This is a genomic window from Ruegeria sp. CDSB117, assembly GCF_059611005.1.
Window position 1 is genome coordinate 11729 of sequence record NZ_JBXWOS010000032.1, and the last position, 17022, is coordinate 28750.

The window sequence follows — 17022 nt, forward strand, 5'->3', positions numbered from 1 at the left end:
ATGGCATTGGGTTTGGCACGGCGAGCATCACGCGCCCGCCGTACCCAATCGACCTGGGGAGGTCAGGTCGCCTTGCCGAAATAGCGAAGCAACGACAGGCCATCTGGCCGCAATGCAGGAATGACCCGGGCGCTGTGAATAACCGGCGTTGCCTCATGGGTGATGAAGCGATAGGCGCCGCTTTCCTCCATCAGATCCTGCGCGCGCTGATACATTTCCGCCCGCTTGGTAATATCCGTTTCAGCTGCAGCCGTTTCATGGATTTCGTTGAATTCAGGACTGTCAAAGCGTTCCCAGTTCCACTTTCCGATCTGTTCAGGCGTGAACCACGACGTCGCATAATACGGATCGGGCGTCATCGAATAGCGGTTCAAAACAAGCTGCAGGTTTTCATTGTCACCAGACGCCCAGAACGCCCCAGATTCCAGAACGTTCACCTCAACCGTGATCCCGATCTGCGCCAGCGTGGCCTGAATGATCTGAGCAGTTGTCGTGAAGGTCGTCTTGTTCAACGTGTCGAGGGTCAGCGTGACATTGGTTTCACCGGATTCCGCCAGCAACTGTGCCGCTTTTTCAAAGTCTGCCGCGGGTGGCACAAGCGAAGACGACCGATGCCCGGCGAGGCCCGGTGCGATGATGCCGGTCGCTGGTTCGGCAGCACCAAAATATGCGGCCTCCAGAATGCTGGGTACGTCCACCGCGTGCTGAATCGCCTGTCGCAGTTTTTGATTTTGCAGCTTTGGATGCTCAACGTTCATGCCCATCCAGACATAGTAGAGCGAGGGCTTCTCAACCAACGATCCACCATTGGGAACACCAGCGCGATAACGCTCGACCGAGCCCAGCGACACGCGGGTTACATCCAGTTCACCCGCCTCAAAAGCGATCTCGGCGGTGTTTTCATCATCGATCGGATAGATCTCGACGGTGTCCCAAGTGGGCACGTCCCCTTTCCAGTCGGGGTTACGCTTGAGAACCGTCTTCTCCTTGGGTGACCAACTGTCCCGCAGATACGGACCGGACTCTGCCACCGGATCAGCACCGATCCGGCCACCAGCGGCTTCGACTGCGGCTTTCGAGACAATGTTGCCGGCAATGTACGGAAGGGCGATCGACCAGATCGGTGCGAACGGTTTGTTCAGTACAATCGTGCCTTCACGTTCTCCGGTGACCTCAACATGGCTGAATGGCCCCAGATCGGGCTTGTTCGGACTGTCGGTTGCGTCGTCTACGATCCGTTCCATGCTGAACTTGACGTCCTCGGCGGTCATGGCGCCAAATCCATTGGTGAACCCGATATCGTCACGCAACGCGAACTTGATATGGGTCGGATCGACCTGCTCGATCATCGTGGCGGCATCCATCTGCCAGCCCCATTCCTCGCCTGGTTTGTACTGGATCAGCTTGTTGTAGATCGAGGCATGAACCTCTTCTTCAACGACACCAACAGAATGGGCTGGATCCATGTTCTGCGCATCGCCATAGGCTCGCACCCGCAGCACGCCGTCATCTGCAGCCAACGCACGGTTCGCCCATCCCATCGGAAGCGCCGTAGCGGCCCCAAGCGCAGTTGCACCTTTCAGGAACCTCCGCCGACCTACATTGGCCTTTGTCCATTCGATCTTCATAGTATCCTCCCTTGGATTAAGTCACAGAAGCCCGCGCGGAATGGTTTCGGACCATTCCTTCGTCAGAACTTCGATTTCATCTGCACCTTCAGTGGCGCTTAGTTTGCGGTAGAGATAGAAATTTTGCGTGTCGCAGGTCATCCGGCATTCGGTTGAGATGGCGACCTGCCAATCCGCTCGTTCGAAGGTGTAATTCCAGGCGGTCTCGAAACATGCGGATGCCGGATCATCGGGGTGAATGCCGTAGTGCATGCGCACGTCACTACCGACAGTCAGATCATGGTAGGGATCGCGCGCTTTGCCGTAGTCATCAAATGTCTCCAGAACGATCCGACCATCGTCAGTCATGATGCGTTCGGATTGCGCGGATGGCAGACGCAATTGTTCAGCGGCAAGAACCGGATAATCCTGTGCCGGGCCAGGTTCCGAGGCTTGAACTTCGTGTGTGACGTCGCGCACCGGCAGATGCAGGGCGCATTCCTGTAAGTGCAAAGTCACCTCGGCCGAACGGGACGATGGCCACACGATCGGCCAGTACGACGTCGTCAGCGCCAGTCGCAACACGTGACCCTCGCGCAGATGATGCGCGCACTCATTTAGGGCAATCTCGGCCTCATAGATTTCACCCGGTTGCAGGGTTTCGGGTGCTTCGTGGCTGCGGTAGTGGCACAGGTTCAACGGACGATAGCTGATGCGCTGCGATACTCCTTCGGGCGAGACATCGCACAGCCTTGCGACAAGTTGGGCAACGGGTTGATCCACCGAGAATCGAAACTTTAGCTTTGCGCGGCCCAACAGCTCCAGCGGGGCTTGCAGCGGTGCGCTGTCAAAACACACCGACAGGGAATCATCCCTTGCCTGGTCGCCTGCAAGTTCATTGTCGATCCGCATGCCAGCGCAGAAATACCCGCCTTCCCCGCCGACATGACTGCGCGAGGCTATTGAAACCGTATCTGTCGCCCGTTCCTGCAAAAACCCGCCGGGCGTCAAATGCCAGACCTGTTCGGACACGTGCGGCGACGGCCAGGTGGTTTCGGCAATCCAACGACCTTGCCGGGCAGAGTTGTGCGCCGTCGGATTAAAATGCTCCTGCATGTACGTTCGGTACGCGGGCAGGTCCTCGGCCCCATTTTCCTGCCCCTTCAGCCAGCGGTCAAACCAGCCGATCACTTCGGAATGAAAGTCTGCAGGATCAAGTTTAGAGATGTGAGGATAACGGTGTTCCCACGGCCCGATGATGGCTTTGGTTGGCACCGTCAGACTTGCCGCCAAAGCCGGGGGCGCATTGACATAAGCATCTGCCCAGCCGGTGATTGCCAAAACGGGGGTTTGGATCGCGGACCAATCCTCGCAAACCGATCCATGTTTCCAAAACGCGTCACGCGTTTGATGGCGCAGCCAATCTGCGGCAGAGAATGGAACGTTTCTTAGCCGAGCCAGCCAGTCCTCTCGCCAGTCTGCACGAAGGTCCGGATCAGCGGGGCGGGTCAAATAGGCAAACATCTGGCTGCCCCAGTTCATGTTGTCACTCAGCAGGCACCCGCCCATAAAATGGATGTCATCCGCATAGCGATCCACGGTCGAGGCGACGCTGACAACGGCCTTCAACGCAGGTGGTTGCCGAAAGGCCAGTTGCAGGCCGTTGAATCCGCCCCACGATATTCCGATCATCCCGATATGACCGTCGCACCAATCCTGCGCGGCGATCCAGGCCAGGACCTCTTCACCATCGCGCAGTTCCTGCTCGGAGTATTCGTCGTCGAACTGCCCTTCGCTGTCCCCGGTCCCCGCGATGTCGACCCGGACGCAGGCATAACCTGCGTCGGCAAATACGGTGTGTGTCGTTTCATCTCTTGGCGCGGTGCCGTCGCGTTTGCGGTAAGGCAGGTATTCCAGAATTGCAGGGGCGGGACTGGATTCGGGCAACCAGATGCGCGCAGCCAACCGTCGCCCGTCGGCGAGCGTGATCCATGTGTTTTCGATGGGTTCAATTGGCATCTGGTCGCTTGTCTGTTGCAAAGTGATGCCGAAGAAGAAACCGATTTGCAGATAAAACAAATTGTGCGATCTTGCGCGAACTGACGCGAATTGTCGTGATATAGCGTCAGAACGCGAAAGGTTTTGCCTATGTCAGAGAATTTTTCTGCCAACCTGCGATCATTATGCGCAGAGCATGGGAACATTTCGCAGATTTGCCGAGATATCGGCGTCAACAGACAGCAGTTCAATCGCTACCTGAACGGCGCCAGCCTGCCCTCTGCCCACAACATGCGGCGTATTGCGCGTCATTTCGACCTGAGAGAAGCCGACCTGTTCGCGGAAACAGCAAGTTTCGAACGAATGCTCAAGCGTGCTCTGCCACAAGCCGGGAATACACCTACGGACGCGTTTCTGGGCCCTTTTCGGGGCCAGCAAAAAAACCTGCGACGTTACGTAGGCTTCTATCATTCCTATTTCTGCACGCCGTCCTGGGAAGGTAAGATTTTTTGTTCCCTGATCCGAATTCAGGAAAGTGACGGACTGTTCACTATTCGATCCCGGGAAATTGCCACCTCGCCAGACAAGAGCACACACCAGATTTCGCGTTACTCTGGTCTAGTGACGATGCGGGGTAACAGGATATTCGTGACCGAACATGAGCTGGCGCGCGAAGGCAGCGTCGCCAATACGATTTTGTATTCCGCACACCGCCAGCAACTAAAATATCTGCGCGGCATGACCATGGGCGTCGCCTGGCGCCCATACCCGCACCCCTACGCTGCCAAAACAATCTGGAAGCGCTTGCACGAGCGCGTATCAGCACGCGAGGCCATTGCCTCCTGCGGTATCTACCCTGCCCAAAGCAATAGGATCGATCCAACTGTCCGGAAGCACCTTTACGAGATTTGAAGCGCCGGAGCGACACAAGCGGCGGCACATTTTCTTTGGTGCGGCATCCAATTCCGGTGGCAATTTTTGATCCAAGATTCGCGAAATCTAAAGCGCCGAACATCCTGATAACGCGACTTCATTTCCTACCGCTCTGATTCCAGGATTTGTAGCCTGAGATCATTTAGCGCCAGCTTTGCAAGAAGGCCCTGTTGACGCCATGGCATGAACCTTCTCCACTGCTTTAGTCAACACTAACCTAGGATCAGGACTCGTTGTTGCTTCATAGCTATCAACCTTGAAAAGTTCTCACCAAAGGCAGAAACCGCTACGATGTTCGGAGGTCTTCACGCTTTTTGCCTTTGATGGTTCCATGCCCCATCGCTAATTCTCTACAAGATTGGGCGGCAGCACTATTGGGATCCAAGCGGCAATCGACTGGGAATACGCAATTGAAAGGCTTTGGCTACGAGAGGGGCTGAAAGTGCCCCTAAAACAACCGATGAAAGGACGGCTCTGGCTGAATCCCTCTCGGGACATTGCGTTGCAATGCCCTGCTGGGCAATGGATAGGTCGCGTGTTCGGCTGGATGGCGCTTAGTAGCTGGAGGTATTACCAGTACCGGTTGTCGGCTTTCCAAGAAGGGGTTTTGTCTCTACGTCCAATCTGAGCGTCGCTTAGGCTCATAACATGAATTTGCCTGGGAAAAGCCCGCCTAAAAACCTTCGAATAAGTTCCGCAGAGCGTCGTCGCGAAAACATCTGCATATCGGTCAGGTAATTTACCCACATACCTTCCAGCAAGGCCAGAGTTCCGCTGGTGGCATCATCCACCAAGTTCGGATCTTGCTCGTTTTGTTGGGCTATCTCCAAGAACGCACGCCGCAAAGTCTCGACAAGTTTGGGGTCCTGAGTGCTGCTGTATCGGGCAATACCTGGGTGTGAACTTGCGATGCCTCGGAATGCATGCCAGATTTTCGTACTTCGTGGATTGAGCAAAGCTTCGGACAGATCCGCCTCGATCACAGCCATCACTCGGTCTTCGGGCGATGCATCCGAGCCCAGATCGGTCATTCTGTCCATCTCGGCATAATACTCAGTACTGAAATGCTGGGCCGCAGCGGTCAGCAAATTGTCCTTCCCCCCGAAATGCAAATGGATCATTCCGCGCGACAGACCTGAGCGCTCGCAGATGCGACTGACCGAGGTATCGGTAACTCCAATATCAGCAATTGTATCCAGTGTCGCCTTAATCAGAAGCTGCCTGTTGGCTTCTGGATCGCGCTTCGAACTACGCTTTCTTCCTTTAGGATCTGTCACTCTATTCAATGATTCCATTATCTTAGGGTCTTCTCATATGGGCCGCTCACAGGGAGATTGACACGAAAGGCCTTTCTGGCGCAACATTAAATGGACGATCGTCCATTAGCGACTCGTAAGTACCGAGATGGGAGATAGGGTGATTTTTCGTAGCGAAGCGTCCCGGGGTTATACCCTCAGCGCACCAGCCACGGCATACGTGGGGTTTCTGGTGGCGGCGCCTTTGGTGATCCTGATTGCCTATTCGTTCTGGACCCAAACCTACGTAACGCTCGACAAGACACCGACGTTGAAAAACTATAGCGACGCGTTTGCTGATCCGCTGGTTCGACACTTAATGCTAAGGTCGATCTGGATTGCCGGAGTAGTTACGTCAGTCACTGTAGCGCTGGCCTATCCCATCGCGTACTTCATCGCGATGAAAGCCCGGAAAAAGACTATCTGGCTTCTGCTCATCACCATTCCGTTTTGGTCCAGCTATCTGCTGCGCGTATTTGCCTGGAAACTCATCCTTGGGTTCAACGGGGTGATGAATTCTGCACTGCTGATGCTTGGTCTGATTGACGAACCGCTCGACTTCTTGCTTTATAATGAATTCGCAGTCGTGCTGACGCTTGCTCATGCGTGGGCCCCTTTTGCGATCCTGCCGATCTATGTCTCGTTGCAGAAGATCGATCCAAGTCTGTTGGAGGCCGCCACAGACCTCGGCAACAGTCCTTTGCAACGCTTCATGCGGGTGACGCTGCCGCTGACGATCCCGGGGATCATTGCTGCTTGCCTGATCATCTTCATTCCGACTGTCGGCGACTACGTAACGCCCGCACTGGTCGGCGGATCGGACGGGAAGATGATTGCCAATCTTATTCAGGTGCAGTTTGGTGCCGCAAACAATTGGCCGCTCGGAGCTACGTTGTCACTGATCGCAATGCTGTCGGTTGGCTTCGTCGCCATTGTCTTTGTCATTACCGCCACCCGGCTTGGGAGGCGGATCAGATGAAACGTCCTTCGACCCTGACAGCTTACGCTTTCCTGTATTTGGTTTTTCTGTACCTGCCGGTCCTTTTCCTGCCCTTGTTCTCGTTCAACAGCGGTACAATCGTTGCCTTTCCGATCAAGGGCTGGACGCTGGACTGGTATCGGAAGCTGGGCGAGCAGGATACGTTGATCCAGGCCCTTTGGAATTCGCTGGGTGTCGGCACGGTCGTCGCACTTCTATCCACCGCTATGGGGCTTTTTGCTGCTCGTGCCTTTGTTCGCTATCGTTTTCGGGGTCAGCGTGCAGCTGAAGGACTGGTGATGCTGCCTTTGGTTATTCCGGGCATTATCGTGGCTTCGTCAATGCTGGTTCTGTTTCTGTTTCTCGGTCTCAAACCATCTCTGCTGACTGTTGTTCTGGGCCATACGTTCCTCGCCTTGCCGTTTTCCGTTTCGATCCTGAAGTCTGCCTTTGATGACTTCGACGCGTCGCTGGAAGAGGCATCTTACGATCTGGGCGTCGGCGTGTTCGAAACCTTCCGCCGCGTGACGCTGCCGGTCGTTTCCCCCGGTATCGTAGCCAGCATGCTGGTCACTTTTACGGTCAGCTTCGATGAGTTCGTCCTGGCCTTTTTCCTGTCCGGAAACCAGCCAACCCTGCCGGTCTATATCTGGAGCCAGATCCGCTTCCCCGCCAAGCTTCCAAACGTTTTGGCCTTGGGCTCTATCCTGCTGCTCACCTCGGTTCTGCTTCTGGTGCTGGCCGAGTATTTCCGCCGCCGCTCATCCGCATCAGAGGTCCGATGACAGTCAACAACATCATAGAACTCAGGGGCGTCGAAAAGCGCTATGGCACATTCCTGGCTGCGAGCGGGATCAACCTCGATCTCAAAGAGGGCGAGTTTTTCTCACTCCTCGGCCCCTCGGGATGCGGCAAGACCACGGTATTGCGGATGATCGCGGGCTTTCAGGAACCGACCGAGGGTACTGTGCTGATCGACGGTCAGGATATGGAAGGTGTGCCTGCGAACAACCGTCCAACGAACATGGTCTTTCAGAGCTACGCGATCTTCCCGCACCTGAACGTCGGGAACAACGTGGCCTATGGATTACGGGGCAAGGCGCCCAAGGGTGAGATCGACCAGCGTGTGGCCGAAGCCCTGGAAATGGTCGAGCTGGGCGGTCTTCAGGATCGCGGCGCTAGTGAATTGTCGGGTGGGCAGCGGCAAAGGGTGGCGCTCGCCCGTGCGCTGATCATGCGACCCAAAGTGTTGTTGCTGGACGAGCCCTTGTCCGCTCTCGACAAGAAATTGCGCGAACAGATGCAGTTTGAAATGCGCAACCTGCAGCAATCGCTTGGCATCACTTTCGTGATGGTCACACACGACCAATATGAGGCGATGACCATGTCCGACCGCATCGGTGTGATGTTCGACGGACGGCTCAAGCAGGTAGACACACCGACAACGCTTTATGCCCGTCCTTGTGATCAGCAAGTGGCCAGTTTCATCGGTGAAATGAACATACTGCCTGCCCAGTTGTTGGGTGAAACCGGCGATATGTTGTCGATCGATGCAGCCGCTTTCGGGCAAATTGAGATCGAGAGAAATCCCAACGTTGTAACCAGCGCTAAAGACATGAACATCGGTATTCGCCCGGAACAATTGGAAATCGCTGCTGAAAAGCCCGAAGACTACCCATCAACGGTTCTGGGCACTGTCAGCAACGTCGCTTTTTATGGCGAGAACATTCACTACCACATTCAGGTGGCGGGAACTGAGAAACCAATCTCGGTATCGGTTCCCAACTATTTTCACACGGTCGATTTCAAACGCGGCGACGCAGTTTGGCTGGGGCTTCAGGGGGCAAGCGTGATCGATCTAGGTACAGACACAAAGTAAAATAGTGGGAGGATAAAATGAGACTTCAGGGAATTGCGGCCTTCGCATGTGCGACGGCGATAAGTACGGGAAGTGCCATAGCAGGTGGCGCTGATCTGACGGTTTTTGACTGGTCGGGATATGAAGATCCCGGGTTCTTTGCCAGCTACATGGAAAAATACGGGAATGAGGCGCCAAGCTATTCCTATTTCGGAAGTCAGGAAGAAGCCTTTACGAAACTGAGTTCGGGTTTCACGGCTGATCTAGCGCATCCTTGTTCTGACGCAGTCAGGAAATGGGTCGCAGCCGACCTGATCCAGCCGCTGGATGAAAGCAAGCTGACCAACTGGGCCGATGTTCTGCCCGAGATCAAGGAAGTCGACGCCATCGTTCTGGACGGCAAGCTTTACATGTTGCCGTTCGAGTGGGGGAACACGGGCCTTATCTATCGCACCGACAAAATCTCAGGCGACGATATCTCGCTGCAATTGCTGGCGGACCCGGCCTATGCAGGTAAGATCGCCGTCCCGGATGCCGCGTCATCTGCGTACGCCCTTGCTGCGCTGGCCACTGGAAACGCCGACGATTATACCAATCTGAGCGACGAGCAGTTCAAGGAAACATCTGATTTCCTGCGCTCGATCCACCCGAACATGCGCTTTTACTGGTCCGATGCGGGTCAATTTGATCAGGCCATGACCAGCGGTGAGATCGAATTGGGTTGGGCCTGGAACCAGTCAGAACTGAACCTGATCTGGAACGAAGTGCCTGCCGCGATGATGCGTGATGTCGATAAGGGCATCGCGACTTGGGCGTGCGGTTACGTGCATCTGAAGTCTTCCACGACTCCGGTCGATCAGGTCTATGATCTGTTGAACGCGCTCACTGACCCTGCCAGCGGTCAGTACATCATCGACAACTGGGGCTACCCACATTCCAACGCAAAAGCGTTCGAAGTTGCCGATCAGGCCAACATCGAAGCCTATGGTTTTGCTGACCCTAAAAGCTTCTTCGAAGGCAGTTTGTTCTTTGATGCGGTGAATCCCGAGCTTGAGGCGAAAATGCTGGCAGAATTTGAACGGATCAAAGCCGGCTTCTAACACAACCACTTTTCCGGGGCCTTACGGCTCCGGATCCCAGATACAGGAAAACGCGTGAACATGTCGAACGCGAACCCATATGCTCTGCTTTTTGAACCGGTTCAGATTGGGCCAGTCACAGCCAGAAACCGCTTTTATCAGGTGCCACATTGTACCGGGCTGGGGCATGTCCGACCGCGGGCGGATGCCGCCGTTCGTGGGATGAAGGCCGAAGGTGGGTGGGCGGTGGTTTCCAATCAGGAGACCGAGATTCACCCAACCTCAGACTTATCTCCTTATGCCGAGGGGCGGCTATGGGACGGGCGCGATGTTCCCGCGTTGCGGCTGATGACGGATGCGGTACATGCGCATGGTGCGCTGGCAGCTATCCAGCTGGTGCACAATGGCAACCATGCGCAGAACCTGCTGACCCGGGCTCCGGTTCTTGCACCTTCTGAGATGTCCGTCGATACGACGCATCCCAAGCAGGCGCAGGCCATGGATAAAGCTGATATTCGCGAGTTCCGCCGCTGGCACCGCGAGGCCGCCCTGCGCGCGAAAGATGCCGGATTTGACATCATATACGTCTATGCCGGACACAACATGACTTTGGCGCAACATTTCATGCTGCCGCATATGAACCAGCGTAGTGATGAATATGGCGGGTCGCTTGAAAATCGCGTGCGCCTGACACGCGAACTGCTGGAAGACACCCACGAAGCTGTAGGTGACAGCTGCGCTGTGGCGCTCCGTTTTGCCATTGATGAGATGGTGGGCGCTGACGGCATGCAGGCTTCAGAAGAAGGCCGTGCCGTGGTCGAGCTTTTGGCCGATCTTCCTGACCTATGGGATGTGAACGTAGCCGACTGGTCCAATGACAGTGCCACAACTCGCTTTCAACCAGAAGATGGCTATCAGAACGCGTTTCTGTCGCACGTTAAACAGGTAACACGGAAACCCGTGGTTGGTGTTGGTCGCCTGACGTCTCCCGATATGATGCTGTCGATGGTCAAAAAGGGAATTGTCGACCTTATCGGAGCGGCGCGACCTTCCATCGCGGACCCATTCATTCCCAAAAAGATTGAAGAGGGTCGCATTGACGAAATCCGCGAATGCATCGGCTGTAATATCTGCGTCTCATCTGACAATCTGGGCATCCCAATCCGTTGCACCCAAAACCCGACCATGGGCGAGGAATGGCGGCGTGGTTGGCACCCCGAGATCATCGCGCCGAAAAAGAGCAACGCGGATACTTTGGTTATTGGCGGTGGCCCCGCCGGTCTTGAATGCGCCACGCAGTTGGCAAGGCGAGGATATCAGGTGACATTGGCCGAGGCGTCAACCGAATTGGGCGGGCGGGTTACGAAGGAAAGCAAACTTCCCGGCCTCGCAGCTTGGTCCCGCGTCGTCGACTATCGCCTGAATGATCTAAAACAGCGCAGCAACGTTCAGTTGTTCACTGACAGCAGACTTGATGGCGATCAGGTGGCAGAGCTTGGCGTTGAACACGTCTTTGTGGCCACCGGCAGTCATTGGCGCGCCGATGGCATAGGCCGTAACACGCAACGCCATATGCCTCAGATCGAGCAAAGCGCCAAAGTGCTGACGCCTGATGACATCATGAACGGCCTTCTGCCTCCGGATGGCCCGGTGATGATCTATGATGATGACCACAACTATCTGGCAGGGGTGATCGCCGAAAAACTGGCGACCGCCGGATACCAAGTGGTCTTTGTCACGCCGGAGAGTTTGGTCTCAGCTTACGCCGTCAATACTTTGGAGCAGCCTCGCATTCAGGCCCGTCTGATCGAGCTTGGCATCGACATTCGCTGCAATCAGGTGCTGACGGCGGTTGAAGGTGACATCGCGCGCATCGGGTGTGCCTTTACTGGTCGCGAAACGGATATTCTGTGTGCCTCGACGGTTCTGGTTACCGAACGCCATCGAGAGACAGCGCTTTATGACAGCTTGCGCGGGATCGGTTTGAAAACCCTCGAACTTATTGGCGATGCCGCATCTCCGGGTTTGATCGTGGACGCAGTCTTCGCAGGCCACCGCGCGGCACGCGATTTTGAACGCTCAAAGGCAGAAGCAGACAAGGATTGGTTTCGCCGCGAGATAATCGATTTGGAGGAGACGTGATGAACAGCCGACCGTTTGAGTTAGATGCTTTGATGGCCTCGCACCAGTACGGCCACGCGCTGCCGCGTGAATTTTATACCTCGCAAGACATCTATAACTATGACATTGCCCAGGTCTGGAACCGTAACTGGCTTTGGGCAGGGCATGTCAGCCAAATCCCAAACTCCGGCGACTATTTTCTGTTCGACTATGGCCCGGAGAGCATCATTATTGTTCGCGACCGCGAAGGAGAAGTTCGCGCTCATTTGAACGTCTGTCGGCATCGGGGATCTCGCGTCTGCACTGAACAATCCGGCAACTCCCGTGTTCTAGTTTGCCCGTATCACGCCTGGACATATGAGCTATCGGGAAAACTTCGTGCAGGCCACAACATGGGGGAACACTTTGATCCATCCAAATTCGGGCTCTTTCCCGTTCAGGTGAGTGTCTTCAAAGGCCTGATTTTTGTCTGTGCCGATGCAAACACGCCATCGCTTGATCCTGTCCTCAGCCAACTTGCGCCTTTGGTCGAACCCTATGGTTTAGACGACTTGAAAATTGCGCATACGGCGTCATTTCCGGTTCCAGCGAATTGGAAACTGGCGGTTGAGAACTATCTTGAATGCTACCACTGCGGACCAGCACACAAAGAATACTCTCGCTCTCATAGCCTGAAATCGCCACAAGACATGGCTGGCTTGGTCGAGCCGCTAAATGCAAGGGCTGAAGAAGTCGGGCTGACGCCTGATGAATTGGCGCTTGTTGGCGAGGCTGCGCCCACCCCATTCACCAGCGGGTACTATCGGCGCTACCCGCTTTACCAAGGTTACAAAACCGGCAGCAAATCGGGCGAGGCGCTTGCGCCATTGCTTGGAGCGCTGAAAGGCTTCGACGGTGGCGCAACTGACTTTGATATTGGTCCATTGAATTGGTTCCTGATTTATTCGGATCACATGGTGGGTTACCGCTTTGTTCCACGTGGCCTACAGGAAACCGACATTCAGGTGGTCTGGCTGGTTCGCGCTGACGCCGAAGAAGGCCAGGATTACAATAAAGAAGACCTGACCTGGCTTTGGCATGTCACATCTTTGGATGACGAACGCATCATTCGACACAACCAGTCCGGCGTGAATTCTCAATACTTCCAACCGGGCCCCTTGGGCGAAATGGAAACCGCGATCCAGGATTTTTACGATTTCTATTTCGCAATGCTCAGTCCGGAACCAGAACAAAGGATGGCCGGTAATGGCTGAGGTAAAATCACGCCGTCGCGGTGGTGGTGGGCGCGCCGCGCGCATAAAGGTGCAACAGGCGACTACGGGCAACGAGGCCGTGCGTGGAGGCTTAAGCGGCGGACGCTATAAGCCGTTGACCCAATCAGATATGGAGAACATCCACCAAGCGGCCCTGACCGTTCTGGAAAACACCGGCGTCACCGACCATTTCCCGGAACTGCTTGATCTGGTGCTGCCCAAGGGCGCGGTGATGAATGACCTTAATCGGCTGTGCTTTCCCCGTGCGCTGATGGAAGACATCCTGGCTGGTGCTGCCAAGGAGTTTTATGTCTATGCCCGCGGAGAGCGTGAAGGCGAAGACGACATGCATTGCTCGGCAGAGAGTGTCTATTTCGCCAACTCTGGCACAGCCGTCACAACCTTCGATTCCGAGACCAAAACTTATCGCCCTTCGGTCCTGCGCGATGTTTATGATTTCACTCGTCTGGTTGACCGTTTGGACAATATTCATATGCTGGGCGACACGGTGTTGGCCACCGACGTGACCGATGATTTCGCTCACGACATGAACACCATATATGCGATGCTCGCAGGTAGCCAAAAGCCTGCCTGTCTGACCTTTCGCGACCGCAGCCATATCCCGCATGCCATCCGAATGTTTGATTTGGCTCAGGGTGGTGAAGGCGCTTTCATGAAAAAGCCAAGCGTCATTTTTGGTGGCTGCCCCATGGTTTCGCCCCTGCGGATCGGTAAGGAAAACATGGAAATCCTGATTGATACCGCCAAGCTTGGTCTGACTGTCGATCTGGCCGTGCCTCCTCAGGCCGGGGCCACAGCCCCCGCGACACTTGCGGGAACACTGGTTCAAACCGTGGCCGAAACACTGGCCTGCGTTGCCATTGTAAACCTCATTACGCCGGGCTGCCCGGTCTGTTTTGCCGCCTGGCCCTTCATCACTGACTTGCGCAGCGGGTCGTTTACCGGCGGCAGCGGTGAACAGGCTCTCATCGGGGCAGCGGCCATTCAGATGGGCAATTTCTATGGCCTGCCCACATCCGTTGGCGCAGGCATGACCGATGCCAAAATACCCGACGCGCAATACGGGTTGGAAAAGGCGCTGACCTTCACACTTGCCGCACATGCCGGTGCCAATCGCCTTTGCGAGTTTGGCGGTATGATCGGCAGCCTGATGGGATGCAGTTTTGAAAGCATGGTTATCGATGACGAAGCGGGTGGTATGATCCTGCGATCATTACGCGGGATAGAAGTCACAGATGAAACCATGGCGGTGGATGTGATCCACCAATGCGCCATTGATCCAGGTCATTTCCTCGGCAACCCACACACGCTGAATTATATGAACACCGAATTTGTCTACCCGCGGCTCATGGATCGTGAGCGTACAGATACATGGGAAAACGAAGGCAAAACTGATCTATTGGACCGCGCCCGTGACAAGGCCAATTCCATTCTCGACAGCCATTTCCCCAACTACTTCGGCGCTTCAGACGCTCAGGTGCGCGAAGAGTTCCCAATTGTGATGAGCGCAGAAAGCATGGCCCGCCGTGGATAACTCTAACGCCAAGCACTGGGACAACGACCATTTCCTGCACCCGTGGGAAGGGATGGCAACTTTGGGCGAAAACGACCGCACTTTTATCGAAGGTGCCAGCGGCATCCATGTGGTGAACGAAAAAGGCGAACGCTTGATCGATGGACCGGGCGGCATGTGGTGCACCCAGATCGGTTATGGGCGCGAGGAGATGGCCGAGGCCATGGCTGAGCAGGCTCGGAACCTTGCCTATTTCTCGCCCTTTAACAACTCCAACTCGACTGCCGCGCGGTTCGCACGCGAAATCGCCAAACGGGCGCCGGGCGACTTGAACAATGTCTTTTTTACCACCGGCGGTTCCACTGCGGTGGATACGGCCATCCGCTTTGTCCACTTTCGAAACAACCTTTTGGGTCTGCCCGAGAAAAAGAAGATCATTTCAAGGCAAAAAGCCTATCACGGAAGCACTTATCTGGCGGCCAGCGTCAGTGGAAAAGAGCGTGACAGGCTTTGGCTAGACAAGGCGGATGACCTCGCACATTTCCTGCCTGACGTGAATCCGCTCTACCGTGCAACTAGTCAAAGCGAAGAGAGCTTTCTGAAAGAGAAGGTTTCTGATCTTGAAAACGCCATTGTGGCACTTGGTCCAGAAAATGTTGCCGCTTTTATCGCCGAACCTGTTCTGGCATCTGGCGGCGTGATCGTACCGCCAAAAGGATATCACGAAGGCTGCCTAAACATCTGCAGGAAGTATGATGTTCTATATATCTCGGACGAAGTGGTGACAGCTTTTGGGCGATTGGGTCATTGGTTTTCGTCTGATGCAGTTTTTGGCATTCAGCCAGACATAATCACCTGTGCCAAAGGAATGACATCCGGGTATGCACCTATGGGCGCCGCGGTTATCTCGGATAGATTGATCGCCGACGTTGCGGGAAAAGATGCTACCTTTTCTAATGGTTACACCTATTCTGGCCACCCGGTCAGCGCGGCCGCTGGTCTAAAAAGTATGGAAATTATTGAACGGGAACAGCTTCTCGAACACGTGCGGAACGTCGCTCCGGTATTTCAGGATCAACTACAGCAGCTGCGTCAGATTAACATCGTTGCCGATGTGCGCGGGATGGGGTTGATGGGATGCGTTCAATGCTCAGTTGATGGTGATCCCCGGAGCGACCTGGGATGCGACTACGAGATTGGCGGCCAGATCGATATTGAATGCCAGAAACGTGGGCTACTTGTTCGACCTATGATCAACATGTGTGTTCTTTCACCGCCCCTAATGATTAGCGAAAGTGAAATTGAGCAGATGTTTTCTGTCTTGCGCAAAGGGCTTGAAGCGACAAGTGCCTGGCTCGGTGGGATCAGGGACTAATGAAATGCGTGCGCCTTTGTTGTGAATGTCCAGAGATCGGGATGCCATTGAAGCATTTGAGCTTAGCGCTCAAGGTCCGTTTCTCCAATTGAGCGTTTGGGTCAAGCTCGATTTCCTTGATTGTAAGGGGCCATATTCACTCTTCCGGGTCACACTTCTCTTCGCAGTCTGGGTGATGCCGGATGACTCACTTCGTTTTTTACAATTGCCTGGGCCACAGTCGACGGCCGTCCTTCCCAACGGGAATTGAGTAGCCGAACGCATGGAAGTTGTTTTGTATTTTCTAATCACTTGTGAACTCACCTAAAGCTTGAGAGTTCATGATGTCTGTTTCCTTTTGAAGGCATCATAAGCTTCTAGGTGCTAGTTCTCACGAACTCTCTCGTCGCGCTCGTTTTCAGCGCCTGTGCGAATGGTCTCTCAGAAGCGCGAGAGAATGCACATAAAAGAAGTTTTCGGCATGTTTCGCCGACCGGTCAGAGTTTTCACACAGCCTCCGGACAAAGCTGCCGTCGGTTAAATGGTTGCTTGTGACGGGTCTATGGCCCAAACCGGACGTTCCCAGCTGAGCTTTGCAAATCCCGAGTTGCTTAAGAAAGCAAAAAAGTCCGTGGCGAAGGCTTTGCCAAAGCCCCGTTAGGGCCAACCATAGACGCAGTTTAGATGAATTCTTCGCCACAACTGAGGTCTTGCGCAGGTCCATCCCTTCGAATCTGGCAATTCGACCGAATGACTGCAAACTAAATTTAGTGCGAGAAACCACTAATGCACTCAATTCAGGACATCAGCGATTGCCCTTATCAGGTTCAACACTTCATAAGTTTCACGGTTTACTTCGTAAACGTAGTTTCCGGCTCGCACGTAATATCCATTGCGCCACCGAAACCTCCCATGCCATGGCTGTAAGACTTCCCTAGGCTCCAGACTCATTGATTTACAACCAGAATAGAACGGTGGCCGCGAGTGCGATGGCTGACAGGAAGACCTTCG

12 protein-coding genes are annotated in these 17022 nt (G+C 54.8%); 9 read left to right on the forward strand and 3 right to left on the reverse strand.

Going from position 1 to position 17022, the window contains the following annotated elements:
- Window positions 1-62 precede the first annotated feature (62 nt).
- On the reverse strand, window positions 63-1628 hold the full coding sequence (locus AC2FJC_RS21875) for an ABC transporter substrate-binding protein (RefSeq protein WP_496741643.1): 1566 nt from the start codon (window positions 1626-1628) through the stop codon (window positions 63-65).
- Window positions 1629-1649: 21 nt separating this feature from the next.
- Window positions 1650-3626, reverse strand: a complete 1977-nt coding sequence (locus AC2FJC_RS21880) for a CocE/NonD family hydrolase (RefSeq protein ID WP_496741645.1) — start codon at window positions 3624-3626, stop codon at window positions 1650-1652.
- A gap of 129 nt (window positions 3627-3755) precedes the next feature.
- On the opposite strand from AC2FJC_RS21880, the gene AC2FJC_RS21885 reads away from it, so the two are divergent.
- Entirely contained in the window at window positions 3756-4517 is a 762-nt protein-coding gene (locus AC2FJC_RS21885) for a helix-turn-helix transcriptional regulator (protein ID WP_496741650.1), read from the forward strand.
- 662 nt (window positions 4518-5179) lie between these two features.
- Here AC2FJC_RS21885 and AC2FJC_RS21890 read toward each other — a convergent pair.
- Window positions 5180-5833 carry a TetR family transcriptional regulator C-terminal domain-containing protein gene (locus AC2FJC_RS21890; protein WP_496741652.1) on the reverse strand — a complete coding sequence of 218 codons (654 nt, stop codon included), beginning with the start codon at window positions 5831-5833 and terminating at the stop codon, window positions 5180-5182.
- Window positions 5834-5942: 109 nt separating this feature from the next.
- On the opposite strand from AC2FJC_RS21890, the gene AC2FJC_RS21895 reads away from it, so the two are divergent.
- From AC2FJC_RS21895 to AC2FJC_RS21930, 8 genes are read left to right on the forward strand one after another with little or no spacing between them, the layout of a single operon-like run.
- Window positions 5943-6812, forward strand: coding sequence for an ABC transporter permease (locus tag AC2FJC_RS21895; protein WP_496741654.1), 870 nt, complete (start codon window positions 5943-5945; stop codon window positions 6810-6812).
- A complete protein-coding gene (locus tag AC2FJC_RS21900; protein ID WP_496690593.1) occupies window positions 6809-7597 on the forward strand; it encodes an ABC transporter permease in 789 nt (262 codons plus the stop codon). Before AC2FJC_RS21895 ends, AC2FJC_RS21900 begins: the two co-directional genes overlap by 4 nt.
- The gene (locus AC2FJC_RS21905) at window positions 7594-8691 is read left to right on the forward strand and encodes an ABC transporter ATP-binding protein (protein WP_496741657.1); all 1098 of its coding nucleotides are present in this window, start codon (window positions 7594-7596) and stop codon (window positions 8689-8691) included. Before AC2FJC_RS21900 ends, AC2FJC_RS21905 begins: the two co-directional genes overlap by 4 nt.
- A gap of 17 nt (window positions 8692-8708) precedes the next feature.
- Window positions 8709-9770 carry an ABC transporter substrate-binding protein gene (locus tag AC2FJC_RS21910; protein WP_496741659.1) on the forward strand — a complete coding sequence of 354 codons (1062 nt, stop codon included), beginning with the start codon at window positions 8709-8711 and terminating at the stop codon, window positions 9768-9770.
- Between the two features lie 60 nt (window positions 9771-9830).
- Window positions 9831-11891 carry an oxidoreductase gene (locus AC2FJC_RS21915; protein WP_496741661.1) on the forward strand — a complete coding sequence of 687 codons (2061 nt, stop codon included), beginning with the start codon at window positions 9831-9833 and terminating at the stop codon, window positions 11889-11891.
- Window positions 11891-13123 (forward strand): aromatic ring-hydroxylating oxygenase subunit alpha, encoded by a 1233-nt coding sequence (locus AC2FJC_RS21920; protein ID WP_496741663.1) that lies wholly within the window; start codon window positions 11891-11893, stop codon window positions 13121-13123. The genes AC2FJC_RS21915 and AC2FJC_RS21920 overlap by 1 nt, the downstream gene beginning before the upstream one ends.
- Window positions 13116-14678, forward strand: coding sequence for a trimethylamine methyltransferase family protein (locus AC2FJC_RS21925; RefSeq protein ID WP_496741665.1), 1563 nt, complete (start codon window positions 13116-13118; stop codon window positions 14676-14678). The genes AC2FJC_RS21920 and AC2FJC_RS21925 overlap by 8 nt, the downstream gene beginning before the upstream one ends.
- A complete protein-coding gene (locus tag AC2FJC_RS21930) occupies window positions 14671-16032 on the forward strand; it encodes an aminotransferase (protein ID WP_496741667.1) in 1362 nt (453 codons plus the stop codon). Before AC2FJC_RS21925 ends, AC2FJC_RS21930 begins: the two co-directional genes overlap by 8 nt.
- Window positions 16033-17022 lie beyond the last annotated feature (990 nt).